17 protein-coding genes are annotated in these 18,991 nt (G+C 47.0%); 2 read left to right on the top strand and 15 right to left on the bottom strand.

The genetic code is table 11. The annotated features are described in order from the left end of the window. Positions 1-56: 56 nt before the first annotated feature. Both pdxS and pdxT read left to right on the top strand, forming a co-directional pair. Positions 57-935 carry a pyridoxal 5'-phosphate synthase lyase subunit PdxS gene (gene pdxS / locus BUA40_RS02465; protein ID WP_072797954.1) on the top strand — a complete coding sequence of 293 codons (879 nt, stop codon included), beginning with the start codon at positions 57-59 and terminating at the stop codon, positions 933-935. After that, complete coding sequence (gene pdxT, locus BUA40_RS02460; protein WP_072797940.1) at positions 935-1,537, top strand: pyridoxal 5'-phosphate synthase glutaminase subunit PdxT; 603 nt, start codon at positions 935-937, stop codon at positions 1,535-1,537. Before pdxS ends, pdxT begins: the two co-directional genes overlap by 1 nt. Here pdxT and bioB read toward each other — a convergent pair. The 15 genes from bioB to BUA40_RS02385 all read right to left on the bottom strand — a co-directional run bounded on the left by bioB (position 1,526) and on the right by BUA40_RS02385 (position 18,554). Then, positions 1,526-2,473: a biotin synthase BioB gene (gene bioB, locus BUA40_RS02455; protein ID WP_072797937.1), complete on the bottom strand. Its 948-nt coding sequence runs from the start codon at positions 2,471-2,473 to the stop codon at positions 1,526-1,528. The two genes, pdxT and bioB, sit on opposite strands and share 12 nt — an antisense overlap. A 9-nt stretch (positions 2,474-2,482) precedes the next feature. After that, positions 2,483-3,490: a DsrE/DsrF/DrsH-like family protein gene (locus BUA40_RS02450; protein ID WP_072797935.1), complete on the bottom strand. Its 1,008-nt coding sequence runs from the start codon at positions 3,488-3,490 to the stop codon at positions 2,483-2,485. Positions 3,491-3,686: 196 nt separating this feature from the next. Next, positions 3,687-4,847 carry a Fic family protein gene (locus BUA40_RS02445; RefSeq protein ID WP_072797932.1) on the bottom strand — a complete coding sequence of 387 codons (1,161 nt, stop codon included), beginning with the start codon at positions 4,845-4,847 and terminating at the stop codon, positions 3,687-3,689. Positions 4,848-4,883: 36 nt separating this feature from the next. Continuing rightward, positions 4,884-5,609, bottom strand: a complete 726-nt coding sequence (locus BUA40_RS02440; protein WP_072798348.1) for a DUF2971 domain-containing protein — start codon at positions 5,607-5,609, stop codon at positions 4,884-4,886. A 52-nt stretch (positions 5,610-5,661) separates the two neighbouring features. Continuing rightward, positions 5,662-6,558, bottom strand: coding sequence for a hypothetical protein (locus BUA40_RS02435; protein ID WP_072797929.1), 897 nt, complete (start codon positions 6,556-6,558; stop codon positions 5,662-5,664). Between the two features lie 16 nt (positions 6,559-6,574). Further along, entirely contained in the window at positions 6,575-7,438 is an 864-nt protein-coding gene (locus tag BUA40_RS02430; protein ID WP_072797927.1) for an AbiJ-NTD4 domain-containing protein, read from the bottom strand. Positions 7,439-7,450: 12 nt separating this feature from the next. Beyond that, positions 7,451-9,043 carry a restriction endonuclease subunit S gene (locus BUA40_RS02425; protein WP_072797925.1) on the bottom strand — a complete coding sequence of 531 codons (1,593 nt, stop codon included), beginning with the start codon at positions 9,041-9,043 and terminating at the stop codon, positions 7,451-7,453. Further along, positions 9,043-10,560 carry a class I SAM-dependent DNA methyltransferase gene (locus BUA40_RS02420; RefSeq protein ID WP_072797922.1) on the bottom strand — a complete coding sequence of 506 codons (1,518 nt, stop codon included), beginning with the start codon at positions 10,558-10,560 and terminating at the stop codon, positions 9,043-9,045. The genes BUA40_RS02425 and BUA40_RS02420 overlap by 1 nt, the downstream gene beginning before the upstream one ends. 18 nt (positions 10,561-10,578) lie before the next feature. After that, positions 10,579-11,556: a Fic family protein gene (locus BUA40_RS02415; protein ID WP_072797919.1), complete on the bottom strand. Its 978-nt coding sequence runs from the start codon at positions 11,554-11,556 to the stop codon at positions 10,579-10,581. 100 nt (positions 11,557-11,656) lie between these two features. Then, the gene (hsdR, locus tag BUA40_RS02410; RefSeq protein WP_072797917.1) at positions 11,657-13,966 is read right to left on the bottom strand and encodes an EcoAI/FtnUII family type I restriction enzme subunit R; all 2,310 of its coding nucleotides are present in this window, start codon (positions 13,964-13,966) and stop codon (positions 11,657-11,659) included. Between the two features lie 106 nt (positions 13,967-14,072). Continuing rightward, the gene (locus tag BUA40_RS02405; RefSeq protein WP_072797914.1) at positions 14,073-14,642 is read right to left on the bottom strand and encodes an HD domain-containing protein; all 570 of its coding nucleotides are present in this window, start codon (positions 14,640-14,642) and stop codon (positions 14,073-14,075) included. Positions 14,643-14,700: 58 nt separating this feature from the next. Further along, entirely contained in the window at positions 14,701-15,393 is a 693-nt protein-coding gene (locus BUA40_RS02400; RefSeq protein WP_255369166.1) for an ABC transporter permease, read from the bottom strand. 68 nt (positions 15,394-15,461) lie between these two features. Continuing rightward, entirely contained in the window at positions 15,462-16,277 is an 816-nt protein-coding gene (locus tag BUA40_RS02395; RefSeq protein ID WP_072797910.1) for an ABC transporter ATP-binding protein, read from the bottom strand. Between the two features lie 7 nt (positions 16,278-16,284). Next, a complete protein-coding gene (locus BUA40_RS02390) occupies positions 16,285-17,325 on the bottom strand; it encodes an ABC transporter substrate-binding protein (protein WP_072797908.1) in 1,041 nt (346 codons plus the stop codon). Between the two features lie 17 nt (positions 17,326-17,342). Further along, a complete protein-coding gene (locus BUA40_RS02385) occupies positions 17,343-18,554 on the bottom strand; it encodes a hypothetical protein (protein WP_072797906.1) in 1,212 nt (403 codons plus the stop codon). Between the last annotated feature and the right edge of the window lie 437 nt (positions 18,555-18,991).

Raw genomic sequence — 18,991 nt, 5'->3', positions numbered from 1 at the left:
CGAATGTTTTAAATTACAGCCTGAAATTAAACCATTCCACAACCAAGGAGATTTACATGTCTGACCAGAACCGTTACGAACTCAATAAGAATCTTGCCCAGATGCTCAAGGGCGGTGTCATTATGGATGTGACAACCCCCGAACAAGCCAAAATCGCCGAAGCCGCAGGTGCCGCCGCCGTGATGGCATTGGAACGCATCCCGGCCGATATCCGTGCTGCGGGCGGTGTATCGCGCATGAGCGACCCCAAGATGATCAAAGGTATTCAGGACGCCGTCTCTATCCCGGTCATGGCCAAATGCCGTATCGGTCATTTTGCCGAAGCGCAAATTTTGCAGGCCATTGAGATCGACTACATCGACGAAAGCGAAGTGCTTTCTCCTGCCGACGACATTTTCCACATCAACAAGCGCGAATTTGACGTTCCGTTCGTGTGCGGCGCGAAGGACTTAGGCGAAGCGCTGCGCCGTATCGAAGAAGGCGCATCGATGATCCGTACCAAAGGGGAGCCGGGTACGGGCGACATCGTCCAGGCCGTACGACACATGCGCCTGATGAACCAGGAAATCGCCCGCATCTCGAGCATGCGCGAAGACGAGCTCTTCAATCACGCCAAGGAACTCCAGGTGTCGTACGATCTGGTGCGCTTCGTTCACGACAACAAGAAACTTCCCGTGGTGAACTTCGCTGCCGGTGGTGTTGCCACCCCCGCCGATGCCGCCCTCATGATGCAACTCGGTGCCGAAGGCGTTTTCGTAGGTTCTGGAATCTTCAAGTCAGGTAACCCCGCCAAGCGTGCCGCCGCCATCGTACAGGCCGTCACCAACTATACCGACGCAAAGCTTATCGCCAAGCTTTCTGAAGACTTGGGTGAAGCCATGGTCGGTATCAACGAACAGGAAATCGCGCTGCTGATGGCCGAAAGGGGGAAGTAATGGGAATTAACAAACCGCAAATTGGCGTGCTCGCGGTGCAGGGGGCGTTCATTGAACATGAACGCATCCTCGAATCGCTAGGCGCCGAAGCATTTGAAATCAGACAGTTGCGCGACTTGAACCGACATTTGGACGGTCTTGTGCTCCCCGGTGGCGAAAGCACCGTGCAAGGAAAACTGCTCCACGACTTAGGGCTTTTCGAGCCACTTCGTAAAAAAATTGCCGAAGGCCTGCCCGTACTCGCAACATGTGCCGGCGCAATCCTCCTTGCCGAAAAAATTGCCGGCGAAAACAATGCGCATTTCGCGACGCTCCCCGCGATTATCCGCCGCAATGCCTATGGTCGGCAACTCGGCAGCTTCTTTACGGAAAACGAAGTCGCTCACATCGGAAAAGTGCCGCAGACCTTTATTCGCGCGCCCTTCTTTGAATCGGTCGGCGAAGGCGTCGAAATCCTTTCACGTACGGCAAGCTCAAATAGAGCCGACGCGCTGGAGCAAATCGTTGCCGTTCGCTACAAGAACCAAATTGCGCTTTCGTTCCATCCGGAACTCAATAGCGACACAAGCATTCACCAGTATTTTTTGAAGTTAGTGGGATGATTCGCTTTCTACTTGCCAGGTGAAGCCAGCCGCCTCGATGGTGCGGAAGGTCTCTTCGAGACTCTGGCCGCCTTCGGTGAGGTAGCCTGACGCAAAAATGGAATCGGCTACCTTGAAGAGCGTCTTCTCGTGACCCTTGAAATACACTTCGCGGCCGGCGGCGCAGCGGATGTCCGATTTCGGGAGCATCAGGCGCGCAAGGCAAAGCACCTTGATACAGTACTCGGGGGTCAGCGCCGAAATATCACGCTCCGCAAGGCGCGTACCTTCTGCCGGGAGTAAGAAGTTGATGGGCACCGAATCCGGATTGATTTCAAGCAGTTCGAAAAGCATATCGATGACATCTTCGGGTGTTTCACCCATGCCGATGATGCCGCCGGAGCAAATTTCAAAGCCGAGGCCCTTCATCATTTTCAGGTTGTCGATTCGTTCTTGGTAAGTGTGCGTGGTGCAAATGCTCGGGTAAAAACGACGGCTGCTGTTCAGGTTGTGATTGATGCGGTTGAGACCCGCTTCCTTAAGAATCAACGCCTGCTTTTCGGTCAGGAACCCGATGGAGCAACAGATTTGCGTGTCATTCTTTTTCATCTTGCGGATGCGCTCGGCAAGTTTTTCGATATCGTCGTCCGCAAAACGGATGCCGCTGAGCCCGATACAGTGTCTCGCCAAATGCATTTCGTCAACGAGATCGTTGTCGCCGTAAAGTTTCTTGTCTTCTACATAGCGGTACTTTTCAATCGGAGCTGCAGAATCGCGCGACTGGGCGCAATAGGCGCAGTTCTGCGTGCAGTTTCCGCTGCGGACATTGGTGAGCAACTGGATGCTTACGCGGTTGCCTTTGTACTTGGTACGCAGCTGATATGCCTGTTCAATCAAGTTCGGTAACGAATCTGCGTTTGCATTCAAAATTTCAAGAGCAGTCTGTCTGTTTATCATAACGGGACCTTAAATAAAATATGTCAAGTCGGATTTTTCAGTGGAACCGAGCATCGTCGCGACGCCGCCGAGTTCAACGCCGTCAATCAGCTCTTCGGCTGTGATGCCCATGAGTTCCATCGACATCTGGCAGGCGACAAACTTCACGCCCTTCTGCCTTGCGCTTTCAATCAATTCTTCCAGCGAAGACACTCCATTCTGCTTCATGACCGCGCGAATCATCTTTGCGCCAATTCCGCCAAAGTTCATGCGCGAAAGTCCGAGTTTCTTGGAACCGCGGGGCATCATGAACCCAAACATTTTTCCGATGAGCGATTTCTTGATGCGCACCTTTTCGGGCCTGCGCAAAATGCTTACTCCCCAGAAGGTGAAGAACATGGTAACCGGGCGTCCCATGGCGGCAGCTCCGTTCGCCATAATGAAAGAGGCAATCGCCTTGTCCAAATCGCCGCTAAAAACGACAAAAGTCTTGCCATGCTCAAATTCACGATTTTCAAGAGATTTGGGTGCGTCGCGCTTTACGATGGTCGCATAGATTACGCCGTCTTTTTCGGAAAGCGATTTCAACTCGTTGCCGGTACGCTGGCACCAGACATCCACATCCGAGAAGAATGCTTTCTCGGTCGCTTCCACCTGAACTTCTTCGCCAACGGACACACTTTTGACCGCTTCGTCCACCTTCACGATGGGGCCCGGGCACTTGAGACCCTTGGCATCAACGAAGTGAATTTTCGGGACGGCATCAAGCCCGCCTTCTACATTGTACACGTCATAATCGCGATCGGCGAGAATTTCGGCAACTTGTTCGGAACGGTCTCCTGTAGAACAGAATACGTAAACAGGCTTGTCTTTCGGGATGCTATCAATCTTCTTGGACAATTCAAAGAACGGAACCTGCAGCGCACCATTTACAGGGCGCACGATGGCTTCACTCGTTTCGCGGACATCGAGTAGCGTTGAATTTTGGGAATCAATCTTGTAGAAATCTTTTGCAAGAATTTTTTTGACTTCGGACATTTTGTCGTGTAGAAAAACGTTTAGTGGTGACTCACAGAGTTAAAAGTGTGACAAGCAAAAATACAAATTGCACCTAAGCGGTGCAATATTTCGGGATATACAATTTTTTTATAGCTTTTTATAGCGCAGGACTATTCCCTGCGCGGTAAGGCTTTAAGGATCCAATCTGGCACCTTAAAAAATCTTCATTTGCCCTCTAAAACTTTTTCACCACCTTCCATGTGCATTTTTTGTCTGATTCGGAGCGACTAAGAATTCCCGCATCCACGAGCTTTTTCATGTCACGGTAGATGGTCTCTCGCCGGACGCCAAAGCGTTCAGCTAGTTCCGTTTGCAAAACATTCGGATTCCCTTTCACGATGTCTAGAATCTGTTTCTGGCGCTCACTGATTTTTACTGTGACATTTTGCTGTGACATTTTGCTGTGACATTTTACTGTGACATTTTTGCTGTGACATTTCGTCTGCACTTTTTTGGCCGTCTCAGTTTTCTTCAATTTTTCAGTCGCAGTTTTGCCCTTGACTTTCTTGTAGTCAACATGCAAGTAGCGGTTTTTCAGTTCGTTGTGTTCGCCCATCAGCAAATTACGGAAGAATTTCTCAAGATATTCCGGCTCCTGCTGGATTCCTTTTCGCACATTCTTGTAGTTGGCGCGGACGAGCGCATTCCTGAAATACCACGAATTCTTGGCGAAAATGTCGTTTCCGACTTTAAAGCCCATGGAACGCAGATACTTGATGGTAAAAACCGCCGTGGTACGCGTATTGCCCTCACCGAAGGCATGAATCTGCCAAAGACGCGACACGAAAAACGCCAGATGACGGACGATTTCATTCATGCTTAAATTGCTATAGCTAAATTCACGTTCGCGCTCAAAATCATAATCCAGAGCCATCCGCAATTCAAACGATGCCCCGTACATTACGGAATCTCCGTTCAGTACCCATTCTTTTTTGGAAATATCGTACTTGCGGATTTCTCCAGCATGTTTGAACACTCCCTCGAAAAGGCGCTTGTGAATGGCAATCAAAAAAGAGGGTGAAAAATTGAACGACTTTTCACTCAAAATTTGCGCAATGCGAGTCGAAACCTTGTCGGCTTCTTCAGTTTCGTCTTCATCGTCGGAGCGCTCCGTCTTCGATTCGTAATAAGAATCGATAAGCGCCTGTGCCTTGTTCAGGGAAATTTCCCCTTCGATGTTCTTCTTGGCGACTTCGAGCAGATAATCCGAAGGCGTCAGGCCATCAACCTGCTGCAAGCCAATAGCCGTAGACCACGCGTAGGACTTTTCCCGCTTGGCGGGCTCGACCTGACGGATGTATTCTTCAAAATCCAGTTCTGACGGTTTCTTTCGCATCGGAATTCCTTGCAGTTTAGGTGTTAATATAACTTTTTATTGAATCAACACGGGCTTCAACTTAAAAGCATCAGGGTCAACAGTCATCCTATAAATTTTCATTTCAGGATTAAGCCATCGCGCGACTTTCAGAATTTCATCCTGTTTGTCTTTTTCCACATTGATACCGAGATAGAGTTCGCAAAAACATTCTCTCCCTATAACTGGATAAAAGCGGACATCTTCATAATCAACCGAACCGTCTTCCTTTTTAGCACTTTCTGAATATTCTGAAGGAATTGTTCCAACTAATGGATCTGTCAGCAACAAGCGAACTTCTTTTTCATGCTCCCATTCCTTAGCTTTTGTTGACAGCTGGTAACGGGTGTAATTAATCATGTCGATTTTGTGAAAGAAATCCGGTTTATTGACAATGTCTTTGTACTGTACTTCTAATTGTTGTGTGCCAAAATAGACCCCGTTCATTACTTGAGAGAGGTACTTCTCCGCTTTTTCCATATCGATGCCGATACAGACACCGCTGTAACTGCTGTAAAAGCACCACATAAGCAAGGAGTCATAGACTTTAGAGAGGCTGCAAATCCAAGTACGCTTGCGCAGGTTTTTATATTGGCAAGACTCTAATTCCTCAATTAAATGTGCTGGCCATCTTTTGCATTTTTCTGCAGGAACTTTAGAGAAGTCTATCAAACTGGGATGACAGTCAAAAGGATCGTTTAATCTTGTGGCGTTAGCGAATCGAAGATTGTGACATTTCATCATCTTCAAGCCGCCTTCGGCATCAAGGTATTTGTATAATGTTTTTGAAGTCAATTTAAGTCTCTTTTATATTCCGAATCGAAAAAGAAACATTTTCTTCGTATTCGCATACGTATTCTTCGCGACACTTCAACAATCTGTGCGGAATAGGATTTTTTGCTAAAGGATTATGAACAACGATGAAATCATCTCCATCCTTAAAAGAGGAAGAAGGATTGTCAAAGCGATTATAAATTGAACAATAAGAAAAAACTACTGCACTAATCAGTTCGTTTTGCTTTTCTAGAAAAAAATCGTTTTCAACAACCACATTCTTTTTCGGAATGCCAAATTGATACTTTCTGCACAATTGACTTTCTTTTGTGCTCATATTTATCATCAATGTCGGTTCACTAATAGGAAGAACGGCTCTAACAAAACTACAAATGTCCCCTTTAGGGTTCATTGGGCGCCAATCTATAAGTTGCCCAGTTGATAAAAATATTATTATCGGCTGATTATCTTCAACCCGTCCTTTACTTAAATCATCTAATATTTTATCGGACTTGGTTTTTAATACAGATGTAATGCGTAAAAGCGTTTCATTAGGGTCGACAATACGGGCTTCTCCTAGAATATTATTTTTTTTCATTTCTTCTGTATTGTGTGCGCACACAAACTCACCCCAGCCAGAGATATCATTTATCCAGATGTCAAGTCCAGCGTCTGATTTATGCTCAAGGCTTAGATTGTTGTTTTTCAACGCGGAAATGAAATAGAGTTCGTATAATCGGTCCGCAAAATCATTGTCGCTATTTAATCTGGCTATGAAATTTTTATCAAGAAATGCTTGCTGCTCAAAAATAATTTTTTCTAGGTAATTAGAGAGTGGCTCTATTTCGAAATCAGAAATGCCATTTTTTTGATATCGATTAAATAGAATTTCTTTTAATGTTGGCTTTCGTTTGCTCATTTTTCACGCGAAAAAATTACTTTTTCTTTGCTTCTAAATAGTTAATCATTGTGCAGCAAAAGACAATCATGCACTTTGTTTCTTCAAATTCGAATTTAGCACTCTGGTCCAACAATGCATGACGCAGACCTTTTTCATCGGACATGTAGGCATAAAAGCCATTAAAGACATTCGTCAATACTGGGTGAATGTCTAATTTGCCTTTATCTTTCAACGTCTGCAATGCTGATCTGAATTCTGATTTTGGGTTGCCGCATTCATTTTTCAGCCACGCCTCAACTGCATAAAAAGCCTCTTGAATAGCGTTTCTATAGTCGGGATTATTTCTATCTGCAAAACTATGTAGAGCGCTTTGAACATGGTCGGTGACTGATTTGTGCTCCGTTTTTAGCGATTCTTCAATAGTGTCAATTTCAGCATTTTCTACAATACGTGTCATTTTGCCATTAACTAAACGATAGCCAACTTTTTCTTGCTCCAAAATCCGGTTCAATTTGGACATTCGTTTCACAAATTCTGTTCCATATGGTTTGTCCATACACGGAATCCAGGATTCTACAATAAGTTCGATGAGGTCCAAAATATCCCAAAATGGCTCTGATGAAAAACGAAGCTTAAAATAAGCCGTTACGGAAGATAGAGTTGTGAGAATAGGATTATCTACAGTATTGCCATAGATGTCACAAAAAATATGCTTTAAAACATAGGCTTTGTCTAAGTCAATGTAGTCGCCACCAATGAATTGCTTTAATGGGATGTTTTTTATGAAATTTTCATCAACCCAATTCCAAATTCGATTTTTAGTACGTTCGTCCAAGCTGTCTATTTGGAACATTTCACGTGGCTTGACAAATCCATATCTTTCTGAAAATAATGCCATATATTACCTTTTTTACAGCACCTTAAAGAGTTGTTCTAATTTGGCAACGATTCGTTTTTGTTCGGCTAAGGGCGGAATTGGAATCAGTAGATTCAACATCGTGTCCGTACCTACACGAGGCATTTTCACACCATAAGTAACGAGATTTATTGTGTAATCGACATGGGGCGATTTTAAAACAGTTACCAAATAACTAGCGTCCAAACACTCAAATGGTGAAAAAGGTACTATTTCGGATGAGCAAACGCCATCTTCGGGAGCGACCAATATTTTCTTTAAATACGGACGCAATTTGCTATAAAGAACCTGTCCCTTTTTAAAGATAACTTTTTCGCCAACAATTTTTCGCTCACTAACCTTTAATCTTTTTACTATTCGTCCTGAATTCTTTTCAATATCTTCCAAATCTAATGACCACATTTCTTGAATGTCTTTAAAGGATTTGGCTTTTTCTTTTGAAGCCGCATAATCAGAACAATTCCCTAATCTACACCAAGCCCAACTTTCAGGGATTTCGAACGGGATTTCATCTGAAATATCCTTGGGAGTAGCGGAGCCGATTTGTTCGTACCAGGTGCCGTTTTCGCAGTAGATGCGAGATGTTGGGGTGGATTTCTTTGACTTTGCACCCTTTGGCTGATTAGCTTCGCTGCGGGCGGCCGTGATACGTTCCAATAGTTTATGGGCGGGTTCGTCTTTGGAGTTCTGGGGGACGAGTTTGCCTTGGATGGCTTCTTGGAGGATGCTTTTTTTGAGGGCTTCGGGAAGTTCCTTGTTGAGTTTGTCGAGTTGTTCCTGGGCGGCTCCGTATTCTTCTGCGAGCGGGAGAACTTGTTCAAGTTTTGCGACGATTCGTTTCTGTTCGGCTAGGGGCGGAAGGGGAAATAACCAATTACGAAAAACATTCAATGAAATAAATGATTGAACTCCTCCAGCAGCGATTTTCTTCAAGCCCGTTTGAATATGCTGAAAATACAAAAGCATATAATGCATATCAGTTTCTTCATTATATGGCTTAAACAAAGCGACATTTTTTATACTAAAATCACAAGTTTTCTTTACTAAAACAGGATTTCCAATGCTGCCAATCATTGCAAAAAGAATGTCGTTGTCATCCACCTTCGAACGAGCAGAAAAGGCTTCGTGGTCTTCTTGCGATATGTATTTTACATTAGAGAAATCAATTTGCCCATTTACAAGATTTTTGCTTGTAACAAATGGTATTCCTGACGAATAATATTTTGGGGAATCGTGGGTTCCATCACGAACGTCTAAATAATCCTTTAGCCTACACCACGTCCAATTCTTAGGTATTTCAAAGGGTATTTCATCTGAAATATCCTTGGGGGTGGCGGTGCCGACTTGTTCATACCACACGCCGTTTTCGCGATAGATGCGGGAGGACTGAGCGCTTTTTTTACGCCCAGGATCCTTCGACTTCGTGCCTTTGGCAGTTCCCTTCGGCAGGCTCAGGGAACTTTCATTTCGGGATTCTGCAATCCGCTCTAGGAGTTTTGAAGCGGGTTCGTCCTTGGGGTTCTGCGGGACAAGTTTGCCTTGTATCGCCCATTGCAGAATGCTGTTCTTGAGTTGCTTTCCGTCCATTAGGCGCCTACCTCAATCCCGAGGAGTTTCTGAATCTGCTCCAGCTTCTTGTCGATTTTCTTGTCGAGTGCGGCGCGTTTCTTGTGGTAGTCTTCCAGGAGTTCTGCGGGCGGCAAAACATCCTCTTCTTCCTTGGGAAATTTGCACTGGTCAAAGTTGCAGTCCATTTCCACGAGTTCTTCGGGGGTGAACTTGCGGGACTTTTCGCTCACGACTTCGCCGTCGTCGTTGGTTTCAAGGATTTCTTCGCGGTTGTTCCACCAGTCTATTATGGGCTTGCAGTGTTCAAGGCGCATGGGCTTTGTCTTGCTGAAGTGCTTGTAACCTTCGGGCATATCGAGACGGTAGAACCAGGTTTCCTTGGTGCTGAACCCTGTCGGGGCGCCTTTCGCCTTTTCGTTGTCAAAGAACAGGATGTTCGTGGCAATGCTGGTGTAGGGGCTAAAGATGCTGCCCGGCAGGCGAATGACAGTGTGTAGGTTGAATTCGCGGAGTAACTTCTGCTTGATGGCGAGTTTTGCGCCGTCGGTGCCGAACAGGAAGCCGTCGGGGATAATCACGCCCGCACGGCCCATCTTTTTGAGGCGATACATGATGAGTACAATGAAAAGGTCGGCCGTTTCGCTGCTCTGCATGTTTATCGGGAAGTTCAGCTTGGCGTTCATGCCTGTGCTGCCGCCATACGGCGGATTCATGCCGATGCAATCCACCTTGTCGCTGTCCTTGAATTCCGTCACCTTGCGGCCAAGCGAATCCGTGTGGGTGATGTTCGGCTCTTCGATGTCGTGGACGAGCATGTTGGTAATTGAAAGCAGGTACGGGAGCGGTTTCCATTCCTGCCCGACAATGGCTGACTGGAATTTCTTTTCGTCGCTCGTCGTCATTACGGAGGGTTTCAGGTAGTTCAGGCAACTGGTCAAGAAACCGCCTGTTCCACTGGTAAAGTCGCCGAATGTTTCGCCGAGTTTCGGGTGCAGCTGTTGTACAATAAAATCTGTCAAAGCTCGCGGCGTGTAGAATTCGCCCGCATTGCCTGCACTCTGCAAATCTTTCAGGATTCCTTCGTAAATATCGCCGAAGGTGTGGCGGTCGTCTGCGTCGCTAAAGTCCACTTCATCAATGATATTGATGAGCTTGCGGAGGATGATGCCGTCTTTCATGTACTGGTTCAAATCTTCGAAGACCATCCGCACAATCGCCTTGCCGCGCGGAGTATTCTCGTTGACAGGCAGTTTTTTGAGCGTCGGGAAAAGTTCGTTGTTCACGAACGCGAGCAACGCATCGCCCGTGAGCGCCTTGCCGTCTTTTTCATCGACAGCCCAGTTGCGCCAGCGCATCTTTTCGGGGATGATGGATTTGTACTTGTCCTTGGTGCATTCCCAGATTTCTTCCTGAGCGTCATAGACCTTCAAGAAAAACATCCACACCATCTGTTCGATTCGCTGGGCGTCGCCATTGATACCGGCATCGCCGCGCATTTCGTTCTGCAATCTTTTGACCAAGTTGTTTACGGACATATATTACCTACTAAAACTTTATTTGACGAGCCAACGGCCGGTTTTGTCTGAACCCTCGCGGTAAATAACCATCAGTTGCTGCAGTTTCGACATTTCACGTTCGATAGTTCGTTCAGAAACTTTCAATTTTTTCGCGACACTTGCAATCGTGATATCGTCTTTTCGGATCATATCAACAATTTTTTGCTGACGTGTCGAGAGTTTCGTTTCGGTTACTGTTGAAACATCACCTTCAATAGGAGCATCCTTAAATTTTTTCAATGAATCAAGGATGTTCTGAAGCATGAATACGATAAATGCACTGCATTCGCTCGAAGCAGAGGACTTTGCAATAGCGTCATAATACTTTTGCTGGTTCGCATACACCATATTCTCTATCGGCAGATGTTCAAAGGCCGGGTTCCATTTTCCAAGAATAAGGGATTGCCAAAGCCTACCCATACGGCCGTTGCCGTCACTAAACGGGTGTATAAATTCAAATTCGTAATGGAATACGCAAGAACGAATAAGCAGATGTTCGTTGCTCTTCTTTAGCCATTCAAACAAATCCGCCATGAGCGCCGGAACTCGATTTGGCGGTGGGGCCAAGTGAATGCATTTTTTCCCTTTAAAAACACCCTCATTGCAGTTACGGAAATTTCCTGCATCTAGGGCGATTCCCTGCATCATTACGCCATGAGCTTTTAAAAGATCCTTAACTGAAAAAGCGTTCAATTTGGGGTACAGTTCGTATGTCGCCAAGGCGTTCTTGACCTCAAGAATTTCTCGCGCAGGTGCAAGGACTCTTTTGCCGTTAATAATGTCGCTCACCACATCTTCGCTCAAAGAATTCCCTTCAATGGCAAGAGAACTATGAATACTCTTGATTTTATTCGCCTTGCGCAATTTAAGAGAGTCGGCTTGTTCCAAACGGATGACAAAGCGTTCAACCAGCGACGATATTTCCGTCGCTATTTTCAAAATTTCTGAGTTCAGTTTGTATGGCGGCTCGTACATATTTACTCCGACAAATAATATGACAAATACCCCGACAGATACATAGTCATTTACACTGACAAATACCCCGACATTTACACCGACATTCTAAATATATATATTATGCGACGTCGTCGGTCAAGTAGAGCTGCTTTTTCAGGTCTATAACTGCGGCCTCGTAGCCTTCGCGGCCGCCAAAAAGCTTCATAATCTTGGGAACGGTGCCAATATGGCTGAACGGGTCGAGTTTCAGGACTTCGTTCTGTTCCATCTGCAAAATGCCGTCATCGGCATATTTTACGAGAAGGGCTTCCAAAACCTCGCGGGCCTTGCCCTCATATTTTGCCAAATAATTACGCTTTTTCACGTTGTTCGCGCGTTCGCTGCGAGTCAGTGGCTTTTGGTCGAACGCCACGTGGCAAATAATATCGAAAACATCGACTTTCGCCAAGTCCGGGTTCGCCTCGCGGATTGCGTCAATCAGAACATCGTATTCCTTGAGTTCTTCAACAACGGCAGCCTTGCGTTCTTCGGCTGTCCAACGCTTGATAAAGTCATCAAGTGTTGCGAATTTGCCGCGGATATTCTTGCGGGTAAAGTCGGTAAAACTTTCGACCACCTGAGTCTTGCCGTCGGCTCCCAGATACGAAACCGTCTCGGCGTCAATCTTCACTTCCACGTGATTGATGTAGTATTTCTTGGGGCCAGCGTTATATGGAGGCGGAGGCGGTTCGTGAAATCCTCTGCCATGTCCATGAGGTTCCTCGGGCATTTCGGGCTCGCCATCGAATTCGGGGTCCTTGAACAGTTTTGTCGCATTGCGAAAATCAAGGATTTCGAAATGCCATTTGCCCTTGTCTGTCTTGAGACGAGTGCCGCGGCCTACAATCTGCTTGAACTCCGTCATCGATCCGATTTCCTTGTCAATGACGATAAGCCCGCAGGTTTTGCAATCTACACCAGTGCTCAACATTTCTGATGTTGTCACCACCACCGGATAGGGTTCGTCGGGTTCAATAAAGTTTCCGAGCTGTTTTTTGCCGACAGCATCATCGCCCGTAATGCGCATGACGTAGCGCGGGTCTTCCTTCATCATGTCGGCATTCAAAGTCGCAAGCAGTTGGCGCATCGCTTCGGCTTCTTCTACATCGGGGCAGAATACAATAGTCTTGGTCATGCGGCCAATCTTGTAAAGCATCTGGGTAATGCGCCTGGCAACAACTTCGCGACGAGTCTTGATGACAAGTTCGCGGCCAAAATCCGGGCGCTGGTAAAGTTGCTCCGGAATCACGTTCCCAAAGAGGTCTATTTCTTGCGCGCTTTCGGGCGTCCAGCCGTTCAAATCTACATTCAAGAAACTGTTTGTCACGCGATACGGCGCAAGGAACCCATCTTCAATACCTTGCTTCAACGAGTACGTGAAAATCGGTTCGCCAAAATATTCCAGGTTGTTTGCACCGTTCTTGACCTTGGGTGTTGCCGTCATGCCAATCTGCGTTGCGCCGCTGAAGTATTCCAGAATTTTTCGCCATTCGGAATCTTCTTTTGCTGAACCGCGATGACATTCGTCCACCAGAATCAAGTCGAAAAATTCAGGCTTGAATTCCGTAAACGGATCGGGTACGCCTTCATCATAAGAAACCAGCTGCTGGTAAAGCGCCATGTAGATTTCAAAACTGGAATCTAGTTCCTTGCCCTTTATCTTGGTCATGATTTTCTTGAAGGGCTTGAAATCTTGGACCATGGTCTGGTCAATCAAAACATTGCGGTCTGCTAGGTACAGGATTTTCTTTTTGCAGCCGGACTTGTGCAGGCGTTCGATAATCTGGAAAGCCGTATAGGTTTTGCCTGTACCCGTCGCCATCACGAGCAATATTCTCTGCTGGCCTTTCGCGACCGCCTCAATCGTGCGGTTGATCGCAATACGCTGGTAGTAACGGGGAGCGTGCGTGTCCGCGTCCCAGTAGTATGGCTGGTTGATGACGGTTTCCTGTTCCGGAGTGAATTTCTTGCTTGCTCGCACACGCGCAAGAAGTTGCTCGCGAGTTGGGAACTTGTCAAGCGGAATTTCCGCTTCCATTCCTGTCAAAAAGTCATGCTCCACAAAGCCGTCGCCGTTGCTGCTGTATGCAAACGGAATGTCGAGAATTTCGGCGTAATCCATCGCCTGTTGCAAACCACCGCCCACAGGGTGGTTGTTGTCTTTCGCCTCGACAATAGCGATCGGATAGTTGGGGGCAGAATAAAGCAGATAGTCTGCCTTTTTACCCTGCTTGCGGGCATGCTTGCCGCCCTGAAAAATAACGCGCCCGTCGGTGAAATACTTTTCCATGCGCATATCTTCGGCCGCCCAGCCTACAGCGTTTAACGCCGGCGTTATGTAGCGGTTCTTGATATCTTCTTCGGAAAGTTCTTTCTTGTTTTCGGGCATAAAAAACCTTTAATACAAATATATATCATATTTGCATTAAAAGGTGGCCTTTTGACGCTCCGTAACGGTTTTTTAAAAACTTTACGGATTTTGGATAGCGCCGTAATTACGCGGCGCTACCGGCAAGGCCGATTTCGGCGGCGTGTTCGCGCATGCCCTCAATGCAGATGGCGGCGACGTCTTTCACGTCCATGCCGAGTAGGGCGCAGCCTTTCAGGATGTAGTCGCGGTTGCACTTGGCGGCGAATTTCTTGTCCTTGAACTTCTTCATGAAACTTTTCACTTCGAGGTCCAAAATTCCGTTGGGGCGCATCCTTGCGCAGGCCTGGATGATTCCGGTGAGTTCGTCGACGGTGAACAGGCTCTTTTCCATGTTGGTCTTGGGTTCCACCTGGTTCACGATTTCAAAGCCGTGTGCCAAAATGGCGCGCACGTCTTCTTCGGAGACGCCCTGCGCGAGCAGTTCCTTTTCGGTGTGCTGCAGGTGTTCTTCGGGGAATTCCTGGTAGTCGTAATCATGCAGATAGCCCACGGCTTGCCAGTGTTCAACGTCTTCGCCGAAGTGTTTGGCCATGGCGCCCATGGCGTAGCATACGTTGAGGGAATGGATGACCAGCGATTCTTCGGTCACGTGGCCCTTGCTGATTTCTTTTGCGCGTTCGACGGTCAGGCTCATTTTAAATCTCCAATTTTCACCGCCAATATAAATATTTTTGAAGTGTTACTAATCATGACTAGTTCGCTTTTGTCCAGAACAGGAGCTTGCGTTTAACAAGTTCACACAGTTCCATAATCGCAAGCACCACAATGCCTGTCCAAAGAATGCCTGCAACCATGTTAGGATAATCGGAATAGTCCGCGTAAAATTGCACGAAGTGACCAAGTCCCGTATTTTCGCCGAAAAGTTCAGCCACGGTGAGCATGATGAACGAAAGTCCCATGCCTACAGAAAGCCCCGAAAATATTGACGGCAGGCTTGCTACAAGGGCGATTCTCCACAGGTATTCAAACTTTCCGATTCCGATGATGGCAGCGTTACGCTTGTATTTTTCGGGGATTTCGGCGGCACCGGCAGCCGTATTCAAGTAGATGGGCCAAAAGGCGGCAATAAAAATGATGAATGTCGAAGACAAATAGAACGTCGGTAAAATGGCGATAGCGTAAGGAATGTAGACGTTGGGCGGAATGGGGGCCGCAAACCTGGAAATAGGTTTTAGCATGTTCGATACCCATGGAACGGAACCAGAAACGATTCCGATAGAAATTCCGACAATCGATGCGACCAAATAGGCGGGCACCAGTTTTAAAAGAGACGCTCCCGCACTGCGCAAAAGTTCTTCGCGAGAATCAAAGAGCGCTTTCAGGATTGCCTTAGGAGACGGGAACAGGTATTGACTGTCCCATTCCGGGCCGCAACTGATTAGCACCCAAATTCCTAATAAGAAGAGAAGAAAAAGGATTCCCGAAAACTTGGATAAGTATTTTGTAAAAGTTCTCATATGCTGGCACCTCCTTGTACAATGTGGCCTAGTTTTTCAAGGATGTCCTTGTGGTAGGCGTCTTCAATAGTTGCAATGGTTTCTTGGACTTTTTCGTTGCGAAACCAGTCGCCACGATTCTTCTTTACCGGGAAATCAAGCGGGATGTCTGCAATGATACGCCCCGGGGTAGAGCCTAAAACGATAATGCGGCTCCCGAGATAAACGGCTTCGCGAATGTCGTGCGTGACAAATAATGTGGTAATAGGACGGTCCTTGACGCCGCGGCAAAGTTCCAGCACCAAATCCTGGAGGCTTGCACGGTTTACGGGGTCGAGAGCGCCAAAGGGTTCGTCTAAAAGAAGGGCGTCAGCGCTGACACTTAAGGCACGCGCTATGGCTCCGCGCTGGCGCATTCCGCCCGAAAGTTCAAAGGGGTATTTATGCAGGCTTCCAGAAAGTCCTACTAAGTTCAAGTATTCTTCGGCTAAATTTTTGGCGTAGCTCGTCTTCAGCTTTTTTGTCTTTTTAATGGCGAGCGTTACATTTTGGAGAAGGGTAAGCCAAGGGAAAAGGGTGTAGTCCTGAAAGACTACACTCCTTTCGGCAGAAGGCTTTTCGATTTCTTTTCCTTTCCAGTAGACATGTCCCTCGCTCGGCTTGGTCAGCCCGGCGAGAAGGTTAAGCAAAGTGGTCTTGCCACTACCGCTTTCGCCTAGCAGGCATACGAATTCTCCTTGGTTGATTTTCAAGTTGATGTCTTTCAGGATGGCTCTGCCATCGTACGAAAAACCGAGATTCGTTGTTTCAAAACCATTTTGCTTTGTTGTCATACTTTCCTTAATTCCTGGATTTGAAAATATTTTCTGCCTTGGCGTAGAATTCGGACTTGGGATTTTCCTTGCGAAGTTCTGCGATGGCGGCCTTGTAGAAATCGGTGCGAACGTATTCGGAGACTTTCCTGTCAGATTTGATAAATTCAGCATCTTTCAAGAAATCCCAGAAGAATTCGACACCCTTCACGTTCGGGTCCGTATCCTGCGTGACGTGCCCGCTGTAGAACGCCTTGTTGACAAGGGCGGTATCGAGCTTGATCCACTTGGCAATAATTTCCACACTCTTCTTGTGGTCATTTTGCACCAGTTCTTCGGCTTCGATCAGCGACTTGACCAGGCGCTTGTAAACATCGTCGCGGCCTTCGATTTTGCGGAGCGAAGCAATGAGGCGGCAGCAAATATGGCCAGGGTTAATGTCCTTACTGCGGAGCACCACAGAAAGGCCTGCTTCTTCGGCGCGGAGGTCGTGAGGGCCCCAAGTGACGCCGGCGAATACGCTTCCGTTCTTGACGGCTTCGATAACGGCAGGCGGATTCTTGAGTTCTACGATGGTGACATCCTTGCGCCAGTCAACGCCTTCTTTCTTGAGGCCGCCGCGAACGATGGCGTCGGCAGTACCCAGGCGAATGGTGGCAATTTTCTTGCCCTTGAGGTCACTCAACTTTTTGACGGAGGCTGCGTTTTCTTTGCGGGTAATCACGGCCTGGTCACCGCCCATGATGCCACCAATCACGCGGATGTCGGCACCCTGCGAAATGTGAATAAGCGGAGCGAGCGAACCGAATGCGCCTGCATCGAGTTTACCTGCGCGGACAGCGGCAATGCCGTCGCCAGAATTCGAAAATTCTACGAGCGTTACGTCAAGGCCATTTTTCTCGAAAATGCCAGCATCTTTAGCGATAAAGAATTTTCCTTGACCTGTAGAAGACAGGTAACCGATGGAAATTTTGTCTGCGGCGATTGCAGAAGTAGCGCAGGCGAGGCTAAAGAGGAATGTGAAAGCGATTCGATTGCGGATTTTATTGAAAATTTGTTTCTGATTCATTATTCAAGTCTCCTTCGTTAGAAACCATAAGTTGCAGAAAGTTGATAACGGTTCAAGTCGGCTTCTTTCACGGTGCCGGCGGTCAGGTAATCGGTTTGAACGTGCAAGTATTCAAATCCGAGCGAGAATGCATCGGTCAGGCTGTAGGTGGCGTTTGCGAAAACGGAAATGTTCTGTTCGCGGCCGCCCACAGTTTCGATGTCATCGCGGTCCAGCTTGTCAATGCCCGCACCAGCGTTAATTGCCAGTTTTTGGATCAGTTTAGCTTGCAGGGCAAACCATCCGCCGTATGCCTTGATGCTCTTGACGCTTTCGGGGTCTTCGGTGTTGGCGACAAATCCGCGCCCGATGCCGGCAGCGTATGTATCCAGATTTTCGCCGATAAATCCTTCGCCAAGGAGGGTGATTGCGCCCGTGATGGGGAGAGTCAAGTCGACGTTAGCAGACCAAGTAGGAATATTCTTGGTGTCGCCAGTTGCGTCCAAGTCGATTTCTTCTTGTCCGTAATGGCCAGAAACGCCCAAACCAGCCTTCTTGTTTTCCACCCACAGCGGAAGCGTAATGCCGATGCGGCCCTGGAAAGTAGGAATGTCAGCGTCGGTACCGGTTTCAGAGGCAGAAGAGGAATTGTACGGCTGGTTTTCGCCGATGGTGCGGACAACAGCGGCGGCAATATCCACGGAGCCTTCACCAACAGGAATTTTCTCGGTGAGTCTCAGCTGAGCTCTACGAAGGCCTGCGTCGCCGGAGTTATTGAGAACGCCTGCGTTGAGAGTCGGGGTCACCAACGGAGAAATCACGTCCCAAGTTTGACCGCCCAAAATAGAGAATCCAGTCTTGCCGAAAGAAATTTCACCGTAGCCGTGGCGGAGACGCGGGTTAGGATTGTTGGCGGAACCACCACCGTAAAAGTCTACTTCGACTTTACCGTTGGCCTTGAAATAAGTCGTATCGTTACCGCTCGAAAGATTGAAACCGATTCGAGTTAGATTCGGGGTGAGATGCCAGCCGCCATCGTTTTCGTTGGTAAGGTCCGAGGCTGCAACGAAGTTGGCGAAGTTGCCGTTATTGCTCTTGGAATCTTCGTAGGCGGCGTTGAGAGATGCAAAACCGTAGAGTGTTGCGGTTACGCCAGACTTTGTAGTGACAGAAAGAGGTTCTGCGGCGAAAGAGGTGATTGCAGATAAAAGGATAATCTTGGCAGCAATATTTTTCGAATTGATATTCATTTATAAATCTCCTGATTGAAAAATTTTATGAGTTGAGCAACCATGCAAAAAACTTTTTTGCACGATGCGATTAAATTTTGTTTGGTGGGGGTGAGTGCTTACTGGCAAATGCCTTGAGCAAAATTATAAAGTCTACACATATAGGTATCCTCGTTCTGATTTGTTTGCTCTTCGGAACATGACGTTCTCGAATTTTTGTACGACAAAAGTAGAAATAAAAATGAGCTTGTAAAATACTTTTTCTTTATAGCTTAATATAGGGTTAGGCTTGAACAGAATTAGTGACAAAAAGTGACTTTGAATTTTTTAAGAAAATGTCGCTTGGATAATCAAGCGACATTTTTGTAAGAACGAAAACCACCAGCTAGGCTGGTGGTTCTAAAGAAGCCTTCTGGCGGTGCTGAAAAAAAGAAATCCTTTGATTATAATTGAAATGC

This window comes from Fibrobacter sp. UWT2 (assembly GCF_900142545.1).
GTDB lineage: Bacteria > Fibrobacterota > Fibrobacteria > Fibrobacterales > Fibrobacteraceae > Fibrobacter.
This window is presented reverse-complemented; position numbering and strand designations above follow the sequence as displayed.